This window comes from Alteromonas sp. ASW11-130 (assembly GCF_026183735.1).
GTDB lineage: Bacteria > Pseudomonadota > Gammaproteobacteria > Enterobacterales > Alteromonadaceae > Alteromonas.
The window spans coordinates 358,386-375,251 of record NZ_JAPFRE010000045.1 but is presented as its reverse complement, the minus strand read 5'-3'; the positions used below and the strand labels follow the sequence as shown (position 1 = coordinate 375,251).

At 44.7% G+C, this 16,866-nt stretch carries 16 protein-coding genes; 7 read left to right on the top strand and 9 right to left on the bottom strand.

The annotated features are described in order from the left end of the window. The first annotated feature begins 308 nt into the window (after positions 1–308). Positions 309–851 (top strand): gamma carbonic anhydrase family protein, encoded by a 543-nt coding sequence (locus OPS28_RS16900; RefSeq protein WP_265610639.1) that lies wholly within the window; start codon positions 309–311, stop codon positions 849–851. Positions 852–855: 4 nt separating this feature from the next. Here the strand turns inward: OPS28_RS16900 and aroE are convergent, their stop codons facing one another. Beyond that, on the bottom strand, positions 856–1,665 hold the full coding sequence (gene aroE, locus OPS28_RS16895; RefSeq protein ID WP_265610638.1) for a shikimate dehydrogenase: 810 nt from the start codon (positions 1,663–1,665) through the stop codon (positions 856–858). On the opposite strand from aroE, the gene OPS28_RS16890 reads away from it, so the two are divergent. Then, positions 1,664–2,074, top strand: a complete 411-nt coding sequence (locus OPS28_RS16890) for a group II truncated hemoglobin (RefSeq protein ID WP_265610637.1) — start codon at positions 1,664–1,666, stop codon at positions 2,072–2,074. The two genes, aroE and OPS28_RS16890, sit on opposite strands and share 2 nt — an antisense overlap. A 3-nt stretch (positions 2,075–2,077) precedes the next feature. Here OPS28_RS16890 and hemF read toward each other — a convergent pair whose 3' ends face one another. From hemF to OPS28_RS16860, 6 genes are read right to left on the bottom strand one after another with little or no spacing between them, the layout of a single operon-like run. Continuing rightward, positions 2,078–3,013, bottom strand: coding sequence for an oxygen-dependent coproporphyrinogen oxidase (hemF, locus tag OPS28_RS16885; RefSeq protein ID WP_265610636.1), 936 nt, complete (start codon positions 3,011–3,013; stop codon positions 2,078–2,080). Positions 3,014–3,015: 2 nt separating this feature from the next. Then, the gene (locus tag OPS28_RS16880) at positions 3,016–3,573 is read right to left on the bottom strand and encodes a Sua5/YciO/YrdC/YwlC family protein (RefSeq protein ID WP_265610635.1); all 558 of its coding nucleotides are present in this window, start codon (positions 3,571–3,573) and stop codon (positions 3,016–3,018) included. Positions 3,574–3,633: 60 nt separating this feature from the next. After that, on the bottom strand, positions 3,634–4,179 hold the full coding sequence (locus OPS28_RS16875; RefSeq protein ID WP_265610634.1) for a DNA topoisomerase family protein: 546 nt from the start codon (positions 4,177–4,179) through the stop codon (positions 3,634–3,636). Between the two features lie 25 nt (positions 4,180–4,204). Next, positions 4,205–4,681 carry a DUF494 family protein gene (locus OPS28_RS16870; RefSeq protein WP_265610633.1) on the bottom strand — a complete coding sequence of 159 codons (477 nt, stop codon included), beginning with the start codon at positions 4,679–4,681 and terminating at the stop codon, positions 4,205–4,207. Next, positions 4,653–5,813, bottom strand: a complete 1,161-nt coding sequence (dprA, locus tag OPS28_RS16865) for a DNA-processing protein DprA (protein ID WP_265610632.1) — start codon at positions 5,811–5,813, stop codon at positions 4,653–4,655. Before dprA ends, OPS28_RS16870 begins: the two co-directional genes overlap by 29 nt. Before the next feature lie 48 nt (positions 5,814–5,861). Beyond that, entirely contained in the window at positions 5,862–6,944 is a 1,083-nt protein-coding gene (locus OPS28_RS16860) for a LysM peptidoglycan-binding domain-containing protein (RefSeq protein WP_265610631.1), read from the bottom strand. Positions 6,945–7,171: 227 nt separating this feature from the next. Between OPS28_RS16860 and def the strand changes: the two genes are divergently transcribed. From def to trkA, 4 genes are read left to right on the top strand one after another with little or no spacing between them, the layout of a single operon-like run. Next, the gene (def, locus tag OPS28_RS16855) at positions 7,172–7,681 is read left to right on the top strand and encodes a peptide deformylase (protein WP_265610630.1); all 510 of its coding nucleotides are present in this window, start codon (positions 7,172–7,174) and stop codon (positions 7,679–7,681) included. Positions 7,682–7,689: 8 nt separating this feature from the next. After that, positions 7,690–8,640, top strand: coding sequence for a methionyl-tRNA formyltransferase (fmt, locus tag OPS28_RS16850; protein ID WP_265610629.1), 951 nt, complete (start codon positions 7,690–7,692; stop codon positions 8,638–8,640). A gap of 2 nt (positions 8,641–8,642) precedes the next feature. Next, entirely contained in the window at positions 8,643–9,962 is a 1,320-nt protein-coding gene (rsmB, locus tag OPS28_RS16845) for a 16S rRNA (cytosine(967)-C(5))-methyltransferase RsmB (protein ID WP_265610628.1), read from the top strand. A gap of 25 nt (positions 9,963–9,987) precedes the next feature. Continuing rightward, positions 9,988–11,367, top strand: a complete 1,380-nt coding sequence (gene trkA / locus OPS28_RS16840) for a Trk system potassium transporter TrkA (RefSeq protein ID WP_265610627.1) — start codon at positions 9,988–9,990, stop codon at positions 11,365–11,367. Between the two features lie 14 nt (positions 11,368–11,381). On the opposite strand, the gene OPS28_RS16835 is transcribed toward trkA, so the two are convergent. Next, positions 11,382–12,833, bottom strand: coding sequence for a TrkH family potassium uptake protein (locus OPS28_RS16835; RefSeq protein ID WP_265610626.1), 1,452 nt, complete (start codon positions 12,831–12,833; stop codon positions 11,382–11,384). A gap of 136 nt (positions 12,834–12,969) precedes the next feature. Then, positions 12,970–13,623: an isoprenoid biosynthesis glyoxalase ElbB gene (gene elbB / locus OPS28_RS16830; protein ID WP_265610625.1), complete on the bottom strand. Its 654-nt coding sequence runs from the start codon at positions 13,621–13,623 to the stop codon at positions 12,970–12,972. A gap of 413 nt (positions 13,624–14,036) precedes the next feature. Here elbB and polA point away from each other — a divergent pair, with 413 nt between their 5' ends. Then, complete coding sequence (polA, locus tag OPS28_RS16825) at positions 14,037–16,793, top strand: DNA polymerase I (RefSeq protein ID WP_265610624.1); 2,757 nt, start codon at positions 14,037–14,039, stop codon at positions 16,791–16,793. Positions 16,794–16,866 lie beyond the last annotated feature (73 nt).

Here is a 16,866-nt window from a genome sequence, read left to right as displayed (position 1 = left end):
GGTTGTCCCCGAAGCGGGATGCGCATTCTACGCGCTTCGTTTTCAGTGTCAACATTTTTTTGAAATTATTTTTTCAAGCGTCTCTCTGAAAACCACTTCTGATAAGGCTTTCACCTAATCCAGCAAGTTGTCGTTTTGACTTTCCTGCCGAAGCGGATGCGCATTTTAGGGATTTAATTCTCTGCGTCAACAGTTATTTTAAAAAAACTGTCATAAAACGTCTGAACGGTTACTTTATAGACTATAAGCTCTATTTCTGTGCGTTTACAGCAGGTATAGTGGCTCTAATTCCTTATGAGTAATTTTCTATGACTATTCGACACTATCAATCTACTCTGCCGAATATTGGCAATAAAGTTTATATAGATGACATGGCGCTTGTTGCTGGCGATGTTACGCTAGCCGAGGATGTCAGCATCTGGCCTTTCGTGGCGGCTCGCGGCGACGTTAATAAAATCACTATTGGTGCGCGCTCAAACGTCCAGGATGGAACGGTGCTACACGTCACCCGCAAAACCCCCTCTAACCCTGATGGCCATCCATTAGAAATAGGTGAAGACGTGACCATAGGTCATAAATGTATGTTACATGGTTGCAAATTAGGTGACCGCATCCTGGTAGGGATGGGGGCGATCATTATGGACAATGTAGTGGTGGAGAATGATGTGTTCATTGGAGCGGGTACATTGGTACCGCCAAACAAACATCTTGAAAGTGGTTATTTGTATGTGGGAAATCCGATGAAAAAGAAACGGCCTTTGACCGACGCAGAAATAGCATTTCTAAAACAATCGGCCATAAATTATGTGGATCTTAAAAACGATTACCTAAATCACACGTCCAGCCAGTAATAGATTAGGTGTTTTTCAAAGCGGCTTGAACATCTTTGGTTTCGGGCCGCTTTCCCGTCCATATATAAAATGCTTCAGCAGCCTGTCCAACCAGCATACCTAAACCATCTGAACACCTTTTTGCACCAAGGTGCGCCGCATGGTGCATAAAAACAGTAGGCTGGTTGCCGTAGACCATGTCATAGGCCAAGGCACACTCGTTAAATTTAATTGAGCCTAAGTCTGGAACCCTACCTTCTAGACTCGCGGACGTACAATTAATAATAATATCGTAGTGGTTTGCGCCAAGCTCCTCTGGAGCGATGGCTTCAAGAACATCATCATTGAACTGGTTAACCAAAGAGATAGCTTTTGTATGCGTGCGGTTAGTAATATGCAATTTACTGATCCCAGCGCTTATTAATGGCTGAACCACCCCTCTTGCTGCCCCCCCCGCACCGATCAGAAGAATGCTACATCCTAGTAAGGAACCTACTTGTGCCAGCAAGTCATTTCTCAATCCTATACCATCAGTATTGAATCCGCTTAACGTGTCAGTTTTACGAACTGTGTTTACGGCTTGAGCTTGGTTAGCATAATCGTCGCAATTCGTTTTTAATAATGCAAATGCATCCTGTTTAAACGGAACCGTAATATTGCACCCAATAACATCGGGATCGTTAAAATAGTCTAGTAATGTGTTAACAAAACCATCTGTTGAACATTCAATTTTTTCGTATGAAATGATTTCATTACAGGATTCGGCGAACATCTGGTGAATAGTTGGTGATAAACTATGTTTAACCGGATTTCCGAACACGGCTAATTTTTTCATGAATTTTTTTCGCTCGTTTAAAAAGAAACCCACAACGCCATTTGAAGTTATTGGCGGCCAGGCGACTGCAAATAAGATAGCAGAAACCTTTTACGATATAATGGAGTCGGATCCGTTAGTGGCGGATTTACTGGCTATACATCCTAAGCCATTAACCCGAATTCGTGAAGTATTTGCCCTTTACCTAACCATGTGGTTGGGCGGACCTAATACGTATGAACAGCAATTTGGTCACCCGCGATTACGTGCACGTCATCTACCATTTATCGTCACACCAGTACTAAAGGAACAATGGATGTATTGCATGCGCAAGGCGATGTTTACGCATGTATCTGACAAAGCCCTTGCCAATAAGCTGCTGGCTTCGCTTAACCAATTAGCCGAACACATGATAAATAAGGAGGAGTAAGTTTTACCATTCCCTTGGCTTTAACCATTCTTGAAGTGAAGCTTCGTCACTGCCTTTTTCAGGGGTATAGCAATACTCCCATCTCGCGAGCGGCGGCATAGACATCAAGATTGACTCAGTGCGCCCCCCTGTTTGCAGTCCGAACAGGGTACCTCTGTCGTATACAAGGTTAAATTCAACGTAGCGGCCACGCCGATAAAGCTGAAACTGTCGTTCTCTCTCACCATAAGATGTATCTTTGCGCTTTGTGACGATAGGAAGGTAGGCCTTTAAATATCCATCACCAACGGCTTGCATAAAAGCAAATGATTGTTCAAAACCAAGGTGATTTAGATCGTCGAAAAATAAACCGCCCACGCCTCTCGTTTCATCTCGATGTTTCAGATAAAAATATTCATCACACCACTTTTTGTAATCAGCATACATAGACTCGCCGAAAGGCGCACACACACCTTTTGCAACCTGATGCCAATGTCTTACATCTTCTTCGAATGGATAAAAAGGGGTTAAGTCAAATCCGCCACCAAACCACCAAATAGGTTTTTCACCTGGTTTTTCCGCGATAAAAAAGCGTACATTTGCATGGGAAGTAGGTACGTAGGGATTGTGAGAATGTATAACCAACGACACTCCCATAGCTTTAAAACTTCGACCAGCAAGCTCAGGTCTTGATGCAGTGGCGGACGCGGGCATTGCCTCCCCGAAGACATAAGAATAATTTACCCCTCCTTGCTCAATTATATTGCCATCTCTAATAACACGGGTCAGGCCTCCCCCACCTTGCTCACGCTGCCATTTGTCTTCTACAAATTTCGCTTCCCCATCAACCTCTTCTAATGCGGCACAGATAGAGTTTTGTAAGTTGAGCAAGTAATTTTGTACTCTTTTTATAGCATCTTCTGGGTGAGCTAATGCTTCTATGTTTCTAATTGATGTCATCGTTACGCTCTTATTACCTTGCCACTAGCACAATCCCGGATAGTAGATGGAGAATTATACCCCCCCGTTTTACCATCTATGTAAATAACATTATCGCCAAAGTAATTTTTTGCCTCGGAAACGGATTTAGCTGGAGTTAATCCCGAAGGATTAGCGCTAGTTGAAACGAGCGGACGCCCTGCAGCCCGGCACAAATCGATTACTGTAGGGTGATTGGTGACGCGTACGGCAATTTTATCTTGTCCGCCGGTTATCCAGTCGGGAGCACTGGCCGACTTTGGGAGTAACCAGGTTACCGGGCCGGGCCATGAAGAAAAAATAACTGGCCGCATATCAAGTGATATAAGGCTGTCATCTACGTAAGGGAGTAGTCTGGAATAGGTGTCCGCGATCAAGATCATTCCTTTTTCGACTGGGCGATCTTTTAAGGCAAGCAATGTATTCACTGCTTTATGATTATCAGGGTCGCATCCAATCCCCATTACTGCTTCTGTGGGATAAACCACCAGCCTACCTTCATCAAAGGCTTGCTTGAATTCAGCACACTGCATCTCGTTCATATTGAGCTACCTGAAATTGAATAGTTAGATATTTGCAATATTATTTTCTAATTGCATTAACTATGACTGCTTAAAATCGCATTTTGGTTGGGGGCAGCATACCGTGCCTTTTTTATCGATTAACATAGACCAACCACAGTCCGGGCAGGTTCCTGCCACCGGCGGCCAGTTTACCACATATCGACATTTGGGATAACGATCGCACGAATAGAAACGTTTACCGTATTTATTGGTTCGTTCGGTTATTTTTCCATCGTGGCATTGCGGACAGGCTAATTCTGTTTCTTGCTTCTGTTTTAATGGCGCAATATGTTGGCAAACGGGAAAGCCCGAACAACCAACAAACATACCGTAACGGCCTTTTTTCACCGCGAGCCCTTCTCCACACGATGGACAAACAGAACCATCAATTGCAGTTAAGGTCGTCGTTTGATTATCGTGTATTGGCTTGCTGAAATGACAGTCAGGAAAACCTGAGCAACCAACAAAGGGGCCGGTTTTGCTATTTCTAATATGTAGGGCCCTGCCACATTCGGGACAAGGACCGAGAGAATCATCTAGCGCATGTTCCTCTGCGCTAAACAAAGAAAGGTCAATTTTTGACATTCACCATAACCAGTTAATGGTAGAATTAATGTAGGGTGCCATCTGACTCATCAAATAACAAATCTTCCATCTGAGCATAGGCGTTTTCCTTACCCGGCACATTGAACAGCACCATCAACACCACCCATTTCAGATCTTCCAGACAGAATTCCGTTGAATCGATTTCCATAACCCGATCTATTACCATTTCACGGGTAGACGCATCTAACACACCAACTTGCTCCAGAAACAAAAGAAAACCGCGACATTCTATGTCGAGTCGCATCTGTTCCTCCTGAGTATAAATTCGACTCAGACTGGAGTTTATATTTTTGCAGAAATACGGTTTGATATCCGTTTCCTGCAGCGCCGCTAATTTTTCCAGCCATGCCAGCGCTTTATAGATTTCATCATGATGAAAGCCAGCACGAACCAGTTCATCCGTTAACTCATCCTGATCAACGCGAATTTCCGTTTCGCTGTGAATAAAATTTTCAAATAGATACATGAGGATGTCGAACATTTTTTTTACCCCTCAATTTGATGTAGCCGCCTGGAACGGCTGCTACCCAACCCCGCAATTCATATTCTAAAAGGGTTGCCAATACCTCTGAAACTGACAACTTGTTGCGTTCGGCAATAACGTCTACAGCTGTAACATCAAAGTCCACACTATCTAATAATTCATCTGTTGCCAAGGTTTCATGTTGAGTTTTTTCTGTCATCTCGACCGATCTCAACGGCAGTTGCACTGGTAACGACGAAAACTCTTCAATAATGTCTTCAACTTTAAATACTAGTTTTGCACCCTGTTGGATTAAATAATGACAACCCTCTGAGGTGGAATTAAAAATGTTACCGGGTACAGCAAATACTTCCCGCCCTAGATCTATGGCTAAATTCGCAGTTATCAAGGTGCCGCTCTTAATTGCGGCTTCAATTACCAGCGTGCCCATAGACATTGAAGCGATTATTCTATTGCGTCTGGGAAAGTGGGACGCGCGTGGCGGGGTACCAGGCCAAAACTCACTCACCACCACCCCACCATGCGATAGAATTTTATCGTGTAATTTGTGGTTACGAGCAGGATAAACTTTGTCTGGCCCGGTTCCAATTACCGCAATCGTTTTAGCGGGTCCTTTGAGCGCCCCTTCGTGCGCGGCCGCATCAATACCTGCGGCGAGGCCACTAACTACACTCCACCCATTTTCCGCCAACTGACCAGCAAACTGATGGGCTATTTGTTTGCCTGGGTGAGTGCATCGCCGACTTCCAACAATTGCAATGGAAGGTTGCGTGATAAGCTGCATGCTCCCTTTTACAAAAAGTACCAAAGGCGGCGAACTTAATTGCCGCAACGTTTCCGGATAAGATGAGCAGAAAACACTGATGATTCGGTGTGACGAATCCATTGACTGCCAATGCAAACTTTGCTGAATTGTACGCTCATCAGCAGAATCAATCAGCTTTACCAGTTTTTCAGGAAGGTCAGCAGGTTGGTCTGCTTTTGGTTGCCAACTACCCTCAAAAAGTTGCTCAAGTGATATAGCGTTATCGACTAATACATCCAACCACTGTTTTGGTGTAACTCCTTTAACCGTGGTCAATGCTAACCACTGACTGAGATCTTTTTGTGTAGTGGTTTTGTTTTTCATCTTTTGCCCTTCATGATGTGAGTCAGTCAGAGCAAAACACATTCGCTATTATGGGTTGGCCACAATTGCGCCTTTTTTAACCCGATCCCTGGCCCGTGTAATGATGCCATAACTGGCTTTTTCAAACGTTTTAAATATGATCAGTTCACCTACTTTCAACGCAGGTTGTTTTACGGTAGTTCCGTCGTTAAAAACACTTCTTACCACATTACTTTCACTGCTATATCGGGGTGATTTACCATCAATGATGTCCGGTCCCTGGGCATAAATGCCCATCACCGTGCCAGGCTTAATCGAATCACTGCCGATATCCACAATAACTACATCACGTTTTCCGGTAAGTGAATGTTCATGCAGGTTGCCGACAATTTTTCCGCGTTGGGTTGTTGCTGCAGTCAGGCTTAAATCATCCGCCCCAGTAAATTCGCCCGCATATAGTTTATCGCCGCGCTGAGCTTCGAAGTTTGAACCATCGACTTTAACCAGCCACTGGTCTGCAGCTCTATCTTCAACCATGGTAGCATCCGCCACATGATGGACTTGTACGCCAAGCACCTTCCCGTCCAAGTCTTTAATAGTACTTTGCTTACGAATAACACGATACTGATCTTGAGGCCGGCCCATTTTGCGGCTAAGCACAATATCTCCTTCAACAAAACGCATTTCTGCTTCTTGGTTGCCTAGCAAGTACGGTAAACGGGTATAACTTTCCTCTGGCAGTAACTCGTTTTGATCAACATAAGTGGCAATAGCAGACCAAGGTAAAACACTAATAGGAAAAGGTTTAGTTTCGGTCACAGTCGAAGGAGTGAGGGTTATCTGCTTTTTATTGCGCGCGACGTCTAAGACAGGCTGACCATTGACGTATCGTATGGTCAGTATATCTCCGGGATAGATCAAATGAGGATTAGTAATCTGTGTATTTTTTCGCCATAGCTCCGGCCAGAGCCACGGTTTCTCTAAAAATAAACTCGCAATATCCCATAACGTATCATTTTTCTTTACCGTGTAAGTTTTAGGTGCGGTTGGCTTTAAATCCACCTCTTGAGCCGCCGTAAAACCAGCGACAACCAGCATGAATGCGGTGAGCAAACACAAACTTGTATTAATTAGTTTTCTGTCAAATATCATATATGTTGACCCTGTCCTCTTTACGTGCGTTTATGCTGCACTACATCAACTTGTACGTTACTAGTACTATACCCACAAAGCCAAAACAAAAAAATGCACGTAGGTATGGATATACGTTAGAATAGTACCCTATTAATAAGTGTAAATAGTGCTGACAATCAGATCGTATATGAATTTATACAGTTTTATCTTAGATTGCAGTCACTACATAAACTACAAGTGAGATTATGGCCATTTTAGAAGTATTAAGTTTTCCCGATGAGCGCTTGCGCACGGTGGCAAAACCGGTAGAGAAATTTGATGACGAGCTCAAGCAGTTTGTCAGTGACATGTTTGAAACCATGACAGACGAAAATGGCATTGGCTTGGCCGCTACTCAGGTTGACCGTCATATTCAGGTGGTAGTAATGGACGTATCAGAGGATCAGGATACGCCTTACGTATTTATCAACCCTGAAATTGTTGAAAAACAAGGTAAAGTGACGAGTGAAGAGGGCTGTCTATCAGTACCGGGTAACTACGCGAAAGTTGAACGCGCAGAGTCGGTCAAAGTAAAAGCATTCGACGAGAATGGGGACCCATTTGAATTAGAAGCATCTGGCCTTTTGGCTATATGTATTCAACATGAACTGGACCATTTACAAGGGGTATTGTTCGTTGACTATTTATCGCCATTAAAACGCCAGCGTATTCGTAAAAAACTGGAAAAAGAAGCCCGTTTAGCAGCAAGAGCATAAGCGTCGACGTGACTATAGCAAAAAAAATCATTTTCGCGGGAACCCCCGATTTCGCCGCCCGGCACTTACATGCCTTAATTAATTCAGAGCATCAGGTTGTGGCTGTCTATACACAACCCGATCGGCCCGCGGGACGTGGGAAAAAACTCACCCCGAGTGATGTAAAAAAGTTGGCCCTGCAACATGATATCCCGATATATCAACCTGAAACCTTACGCAACGAAGATGCTCAGCGAGACCTCGCTGCTATAGATGCCGATATCATGGTAGTAGTAGCTTATGGTCTTATACTGCCAAAAGCCGTGTTAGATACCCCCCCATTGGGATGTTTAAATGTTCATGGTTCTATTTTACCTAAATGGCGAGGCGCTGCGCCTATCCAACGGTCAATTTGGGCGGGAGATAAAGAAACGGGCGTCACTATAATGCAAATGGATGAAGGCTTAGATACCGGCGACGTCCTTACTATCGCCACACTTCCAATTACCGCTGAGGATACCAGTGCCAGCCTCTATACTAAACTAGCTGAACTGGGGCCGCATACGCTATTAACGGTACTTGATCAACTTGAACAACTTACCCCTACACCGCAGAACACTGATAACGCTACCTATGCGAAAAAACTTTCCAAAGAAGAAGCGCGCATAGACTGGCAACTAAGTGCCGAGCAGATTGAACGAAACATTCGCGCATTTAATCCTTGGCCAGTCGCCTGGATGCAGGTTAATAATGAAAATGTGAAAGTGTGGCAAGCAACAGTCGAAGCATCCGAGACAAGTCAGCCACCCGGTACAATAGTTCGAGCTGATAAAAAGGGTATCGCCATTGCTACCTCTTTAAAGTTGCTTGTTGTCACCCAGCTACAGCTGCCCGGCAAACGTCCGTTACCTGTGGCAGATGTTCTTAACGCACGCAGTAACTGGTTTACACCTGGTACTGTCCTTAGCAGCAACGAATAGCCATGAAACTCTCTCTTCCTAGAAATAAAGATTTGCGTGGAGATGCGGCCTGGGTCATTTACCAAATTCTCGAAGCTGGTAAATCATCCCGAGAGTGCTTGAATATTGCGCAACGTCGCCACACATCAAAAGATAGTGCGTGGATACAGGAAATGACGATGGGGGTAATGCGTCAGTTGCCTCAGCTACAACTTTGGCTTAGAGCGCTATTGGAACAGCCCCTGAAGGGCAAAAATAAAATTATCGAACATTTATTGTTATTAGGGCTGTATCAACTTGCTTTTAGTCGCGTTTCGGAACACGCGGCAGTCTCGGAAACGGTTAATGCATGTCCTCAACTAGGCAGCCCAGGGTTGAAAGCGTTAGTAAATGCTATTTTACGCCGTTTCCAGCGCGAAAACCTAGCGCATCAGCTGTCTAGCGACCCCATCGTAGCCAGTGGCTTACCGAAATGGATTGTGAAAGCGCTTCAACCGCATTACTCGCAAGAGCAGATCTCTCACATCATCGAGCAGACTAATACTATCGCGCCTGTTTGGCTTAGAGTGAATCAGCAGCAAACTACCGTTGATAACTTCACCCAAAGCCTTAAAGCACACAATGTAGAATATAGGTTGTCGGACGACCATCCAGATGCCGTGTTATTACTATCGAGAACAGACATTCCCTCTCTTCCGGGCTATATACAAGGTTGGTTCTCCGTGCAAGATGGGGCGGCCCAATACGCCGCCCGTTATCTCAATCCACAACCTGGCGAACGTATTTTGGATTGTTGTGCAGCACCAGGGGGCAAGACCAGCCATATACTCGAGCTGGCTCCGAATTTAAATGCATGTGTCGCATTAGATAATGAAGCATCTCGCCTTGCCCGCTTAAAAGAAAATATACAGCGCTTGAAGCTAGAGGCAACTGTGGTTCATGCGGATGCCATAGATACAGATACATGGTGGGACGGTAACTTATTCGACCGCATCTTACTCGACGCCCCTTGCTCAGCTACTGGAGTAATACGACGACATCCCGATATACGCTGGCTGCGTAAAGCTACCGATATTGAGCGTCTCGTATCGCTCCAACAAACCATGCTGGATAAGCTTTGGCCTTTATTAAAAGAAGGCGGCACACTACTTTACGCTACCTGCTCCATCCTCCCGCAAGAAAATGCGCAGCAAATCTCGCGGTTTTTGGCACGATACGATGACGCTCATTTGGATGCCATTACCCGTGACGAAACAGATAACCATCCAGGTAGGCAAATCCTGCCTGGCGAGCAACAAATGGATGGTTTCTATTATGCGAGGCTGGTAAAGTCTGCATCGTAAACGAACAGGGGCGTTAGCGAGTTAAATGAAAATAATCATTCTTGGTGCAGGACAAGTCGGGGCTACACTTGCTGAAAATCTAGTAGGTGAGAAAAACGAAATCACTGTGATCGATTCTGATGCTAATAAACTTCGCACTTTACAAGACAGGCTGGATTTACAAGTTGTTACGGGGGTAGGATCGCATCCTGATGTGCTACGCAAAGCCGGCGCTGAAGATGCAGATATGTTGATAGCCGTTACCAGTAGTGACGAAAGTAATATGCTGGCTTGCCAGGTTGCCTACAGTCTGTTCAAAACGCCTACTAAAATCGCGCGTGTTCGTAGTGAGCAATATATCATCTATCAGGAACAGCTCTACAAACAACAAAATATCCCCGTTGACCATATTATCGCACCGGAACAATTGGTGACCACCTCCATAAAGCGCTTGATAGATTATCCCGGAGCATTGCAAGTTGTTGAATTTGCTGAAGGAAAAGCCAGTTTAGTGGCAGTAAAAGCTTATTATGGTGGACTGTTAGTGGGTCATGCCTTATCCGCCCTAAAAGAGCATATGCCAAACGTGGAAACGCGGGTAGCAGCAATCTATCGACGGGGAAAACCCATCAGACCATTAGGTACCACTGTTATTGAAGCGGATGATGAGGTGTTTTTCATCGCAGCGACCAAGCATATTCGTGCGGTGATGAGCGAACTACAAAAACTTGAATCCAGTTATAAGCGCATTATGATTGCAGGTGGTGGCTTAATTGGCGCAGGATTAGCGAAACGTCTGGAACACAAACATAATGTTAAGCTGATCGAATACAATGCCGATCGTGCCCAATACTTATCAGCTCACTTAGATAAAACCATCGTTTTTTGTGGTGATGCTTCCGATCCGGAATTACTTACCGAAGAAGGTATCGACCGAGTCGATGCATTTATCGCGGTCACCAATGACGATGAAGCGAATATTATGTCTGCCATGCTAGCTAAGCGCATGGGAGCGCAAAAAGCCATGGTTCTTATTCAGCGCGGCGCGTATGTCGACTTGGTTCAAGGTGGCGAAATTGATATCGCATTTTCTCCTCAGCAAGCGACTATTTCCGCCCTGCTAACCCATATCCGCCGGGGCGACATCGTCAATGTTTATTCTTTACGGCGCGGCGCAGCGGAAGCCATCGAGGCCATCGCACATGGGGATGAAAATACGTCCAAGGTGGTTGGAAAACAGATCGGAGACGTACGTCTTCCACCGGGTACTACCATAGGTGCGATTGTCCGCGACGAGCAGGTTATTATTGCGCACAGTGATACGGTGATACAGGCAAACGATCATGTAATCTTGTTCTTAGTAGACAAGAAGTATATTGGCGATGTAGAAAAATTGTTCCAGCCCAGCGCATTCTTTTTTGGCTGATAAATTACTACCGTCTAGCTTCGCCAGAAGGTGGGCGAGAACAATACGAGCAATGAGAATATTTCTAATCGACCGAACAGCATGGCGGTCACCAGCAACCATTTTCCACCATCGCTCACTTCAGAATACGTAACGGCTACGCTGCCAAGCCCCGGACCGAGGTTATTGAGGGTCGCAGCAGTAGCGGTGAAAGCAGATAGATTATCTAAACCCGTCGCAATCATACCAATCATGATCACTACGAAAACTATCGCGTAGGCTGAAAAAAAGCCCCAAACAGCTTCAACTACCCTATCTGGCATCGCCCGCTCTCCTAGCTTAACGGAATAAACCGCTTTTGGGTGAATAAGCCGATCAATTTCACGCCTGCCCTGCAAAAATAGCAAGAATACGCGTATTACTTTTAACCCTCCGCCTGTGGAACCGGCACAGCCGCCGATGAAGCTAGCGAAAATTAATAGGATAGGTAGAAATGCTGGCCACGCGGAAAAGTCAGTTGTAGCGAAGCCGGCGGTTGTACTGATTGAAATGGCTTGAATCATCGCCTGATCAAGTGCCTCTTCTGCGTCCGTGTAATATTCGGTTAAAACCAACACTAAAAAGCAGGTTAGAATTATTGTTGCCTGGATAACAAAAAAGGCCTTAAATTCAGGATCGTGAAAATAACCTTTCATCGAACGCGATGCGGCGGCGGCGTAATGAAGAGAAAAATTAAGCGCAGCTATCAGTAAAAACACCGAACAGACAACGTTTACCATCGGACTATCGAAATACCCCAGGCTGGCATCGTGAGTAGAAAAGCCGCCGATTGCGATTGTCGAGAAAGCGTGACAAATCGCATCAAACCAGCCCATCCCCGCAAACCAGTACGATACTGTACAGGCTATAGTCAATGAAAGATAAATATACCAAAGGTGTTTTGCAGTATCGGCAATCCGCGGCGTCATCTTTGAGTCTTTTACTGGACCAGGCGTTTCAGCGCGATAAAGCTGCATGCCCCCAACCCCTAAAATAGGAAGAATCGCGACTGCCAACACAATTATTCCCATTCCCCCGAGCCACTGTAATTGCTGGCGATAAAACTGCACCGAATGCGGTAAAAACTCGATTCCTTCTATAACAGTAGCGCCGGTAGTGGTTAATCCGGAAAAGGATTCAAAGAATGCATCGGTAATCGTCATCGATGGTTGGTCCAGCAGAATAAACGGTATAGCGCCGAAACTTGCCAGTACGGTCCAAAATAAAACGACGATAAGAAACCCCTCTTTGGCACGTAAGTCACGACGATGATTACGTTGCGGATACCAAAAGGCCAGACCGGTTACCACACACATGATGAAGGTAAGAATGAAAGGCAGACCACTACCATCCTGATAGATAACCGATACCACGGCAGGCGGAATCATTGTGACGCTAAAAAGCGCTACCAGCAGTCCAAGAATTCGTACTATCGCACGATAGTGCATGTCTATGCCTTATTTTTCTTTGATTTATCGGGCAGTTGAAGTGTGTGCATTTAGAATATCAACACTTGGTCTATTATTATGCTTGGTTACGTTAAAGGTGGCAAAGAAAAAGCATTGTTTTCTTTGCCAAATTTAATTAAGCCATGCCAATGACTGTTTGTACCATTTTATTTATGCCTGTATGGGCGTCCAAAATGTCTTGAGCGAGCATATAGGCAGGTGTAGTCACTAATTTCGCGTCGCTATCAATAACAATTTCTTCAACCGGGCAATTAACATGTGTGGCCCCTAAGGCATTGATGCCTTCGGCTGTTGCTTCGTCAGTACCAATAGTCAACTTCACCCCCTGCCCGTAAATAGACGCAGCTAATGCTGGGGCTATACAAGCATATCCCGCTGGTTTATCTTTTTCTGCAAACAATTTGCACGCTTTGGCAACTTGCTCATCGACTTTACTGTCTGCACCGTCATTAGCGAATGTACACAAGTTTTTGGCCGCGCCAAATCCACCCGGCACAATCAAAGCATCAAACTCGTCAACATTAAGTTCGGTTACGGGCTTAATCTCACCACGGGCAATTCTGGCAGATTCGGTTAACACATTACGGGTGTGCGACGTGTCTTCTTCTCCAGAAAGGTGATTAACCACATGCATCTGCTTTTTATCAGGCGCAAAACACTGGTATTCCCCACCATGTTGTCGAATGGCCAGTAGTGACAATACCGCTTCATGAATTTCCGCGCCATCAAACACACCGCAGCCACTTAAGATCACTGCTACTTTCTTCATATTACCCTCCAAAGCCTTATCTGTTCCGGCTTATGCAAATTCGCTTACTTTTTGCACTTTATTGTACAAAAATAATATCAAAATACCTTTTATGATTTTGATATGACTGTGCTAAATTACTTCGCTAACTTGGCATTGAACAAAAATTAAGCGCACCAAGTTATCCACATAAAATCTAATAACAATAATTAAAATAAGGTTTATCTTTTTAGTCGTTCACGCCTTATATCATACCGACTTCAGGGTTCTAAATTCTGAGGTTAACCTGTGTTTGAATTGCAGGCGCGTCGATTTTACCACAGACTTATCCACAGATTTATTACTATTCTTTTCTCGTCACCATCTGGCGAAGTGCTGGAGCATGTGGCATGCTCTTGCTCAATTCATTTTTCCAAGCCGAAAGCGTATCCAGCATGTCAAAACAAACTACCCCTCCCTTCATTCTTGTAGATGGTTCGTCCTATTTATTCAGAGCGTTTCACGGTCTCCCACCGTTAACAAACTCTAAAGGACAGGATACGGGTGCAATATACGGCGTGATCAATATGCTTAAAAGTTTATTAAAGCAATATCAGCCTACCCATATTGCCGTAGTGTTCGATGCCAAAGGTAAAACTTTTCGTGACGATATATATTCCGACTACAAGGCCAACCGCCCCCCCATGCCGCAAGAACTAGGCAGCCAGATCGCGCCTCTACATGAGATTATTCGCGCTATGGGATTGCCTATTATTATTGAAGAAGGTGTGGAAGCCGATGATGTTATTGGCACCCTCGCGAAAGACGCCTCAGAAGCCGGTATTAATACACTTATCAGCACTGGCGACAAGGACATGGCGCAACTGGTTAATGAGCATGTCACATTAATTAATACGATGACTAACCAGTTGATGGATATCGCTGGAGTGAATGAAAAATTTGGCGTACCACCCGAGCTCATCATTGATTTTCTTGCCCTTAAAGGAGATAAAGTAGATAACATTCCTGGGGTACCCGGCGTCGGTGATAAAAGCGCGCAGGCCATGCTAAATGGTATTGGCGGTATCAGCGATATTTACAATAACCTCGATAAGCTCGCAGATTTAGGCTTTCGAGGCAGTAAAACCATGGCAAAGAAAATGCAAGAATACGAAGAACAAGCTCGTATCTCTCATACACTGGCTACGATAAAAACTGACGTTAAACTTGATGTAAAACCTCACGAATTGACCCCCACTGAGGCCGACAATGCAAAATTGGCAACATTGTTTACCGAGTTTGAATTTAAACGTTGGTTGCAGGAAGTATCCGCGGAAACTTCCGCTGAAAAGTTAGAAGACAACCCTTCTCAATCAGCCGTCAACGCAATTAAGGTAGATCACAGTAAGTATGAAACTATCTTTACTGAAGAAGCGTTAGACAAGTGGCTCAAGAAATTAGAAGCGTCTCCCCTATGGGCGTTTGATACCGAAACAACCAGCTTGAACTATAAAGAAGCCGAACTGGTTGGCATGTCTTTTTGCACTGGACCGGGCGAAGCGGCATACCTGCCCGTCGCTCACGATTATATGGAGGCGCCAGAACAACTTTCTCGCGACCTGGTCCTTAATAAACTAAAACCTCTACTTGAAAGCGAGGGTGCCAAAAAAATTGGTCAACACCTAAAATATGATAAACATGTCCTTGCAAATTATGACATTCAGCTGAACGGCATAGCCTTCGATACGATGTTGGAATCGTATGTATTAAACAGCACCGCCACTCGACACGATATGAATTCACTAGCGTTAGCTTATTTAAGTCATCAGACAGTTAAATTTGAAGATATCGCTGGCAAAGGAGCCAAACAACTTAGCTTTAACCAAATAGAAATTGAAAAAGCAGCCCCTTATGCAGCCGAAGACGCTGAAGTGACCTTTCTGTTACATCAGGTGTTATGGGAGAAGCTTGAAAATATTTCCCCCCTTAAAAAGCTACTATTAGATATAGAAATGCCAGTAGCCAACGTATTAGCTCGCATGGAGCAGTTAGGGGTAAGAATTGACAGCCAGCAACTTAATCAACAGAGTCAGGATTTGGCAAAGCGCATTATGGAGCTTGAAGAAGAAGTTCATAAAGAAGCGGGGGAAGAGTTTAATTTAGGGTCAACCAAACAGTTGCAGCATATATTGTTTGAGAAAAAAGAATTGCCCATCATTAAAAAGACCCCAAAAGGTGCCCCATCTACATCTGAGGAAGTGTTGCAGGAATTAGCGTTAGACTACACTATTCCTAAACTCATAATGGAGTATCGGGGTTTAACCAAACTGAAGAACACCTATACAGATAAGTTGCCGAAGATGATTGACCGTCGTTCTGGGCGCGTACATACCTCATACCATCAAGCCGTTGCAGCCACCGGCCGTTTATCATCAACTGACCCAAACCTGCAAAATATACCTATCCGAACCGAAGAAGGGCGCCGTGTTCGCCAAGCTTTTGTTCCCCAAGCGGGCTTTAAAATTGTTGCCGCTGACTACTCGCAAATTGAACTACGCATAATGGCACACCTATCGAAAGATAAAGGCTTACTTACCGCTTTTTCAGAAGGCATAGATATCCACAGCGCAACCGCTGCGGAAGTTTTTGGCATGAAATTAGAAGATGTCACCACCAACCAACGTCGCAATGCAAAGGCGATTAACTTCGGGTTGATTTACGGGATGTCTGCCTATGGCCTAGCCAGGCAACTTAATATCCCCCGGGGCGAAGCTCAGGAATACATGGATTTATATTTTGCACGTTATCCGGGTGTGCGCACCTATATGGAAGAAGCCAGAGAAAGTGCGAAGGAAAAAGGCTATGTAGAAACGGTGTTTGGTCGTCGCTTGTATTTGCCTGATATTAAGGCCAGTAACGGGGCACGTCGAAAAGGGGCGGAACGCGCTGCAATCAATGCCCCCATGCAAGGAACTGCCGCAGATATCATTAAATTAGCAATGATTGCCGTGGATGAGTGGATTGATAAAGAAGCGAAAGACGAAGTATACATGATGATGCAAGTACACGATGAGCTTGTGTTTGAAATAAAAGAACAAAACGTAGATAAACACGTTAAGCAAATTCAAACCTTAATGGAGCGAGCAGCGGCCTTATCTGTCCCGCTTGAAGTGGAAGTCGGCATAGGCAACAATTGGGATGAGGCCCATTAAGAGGTAATTAGCTTACAACATTTGGTCTATTCACAAGCAAAAAAAACCAATTTTGGTAATTTAATTACAAAAA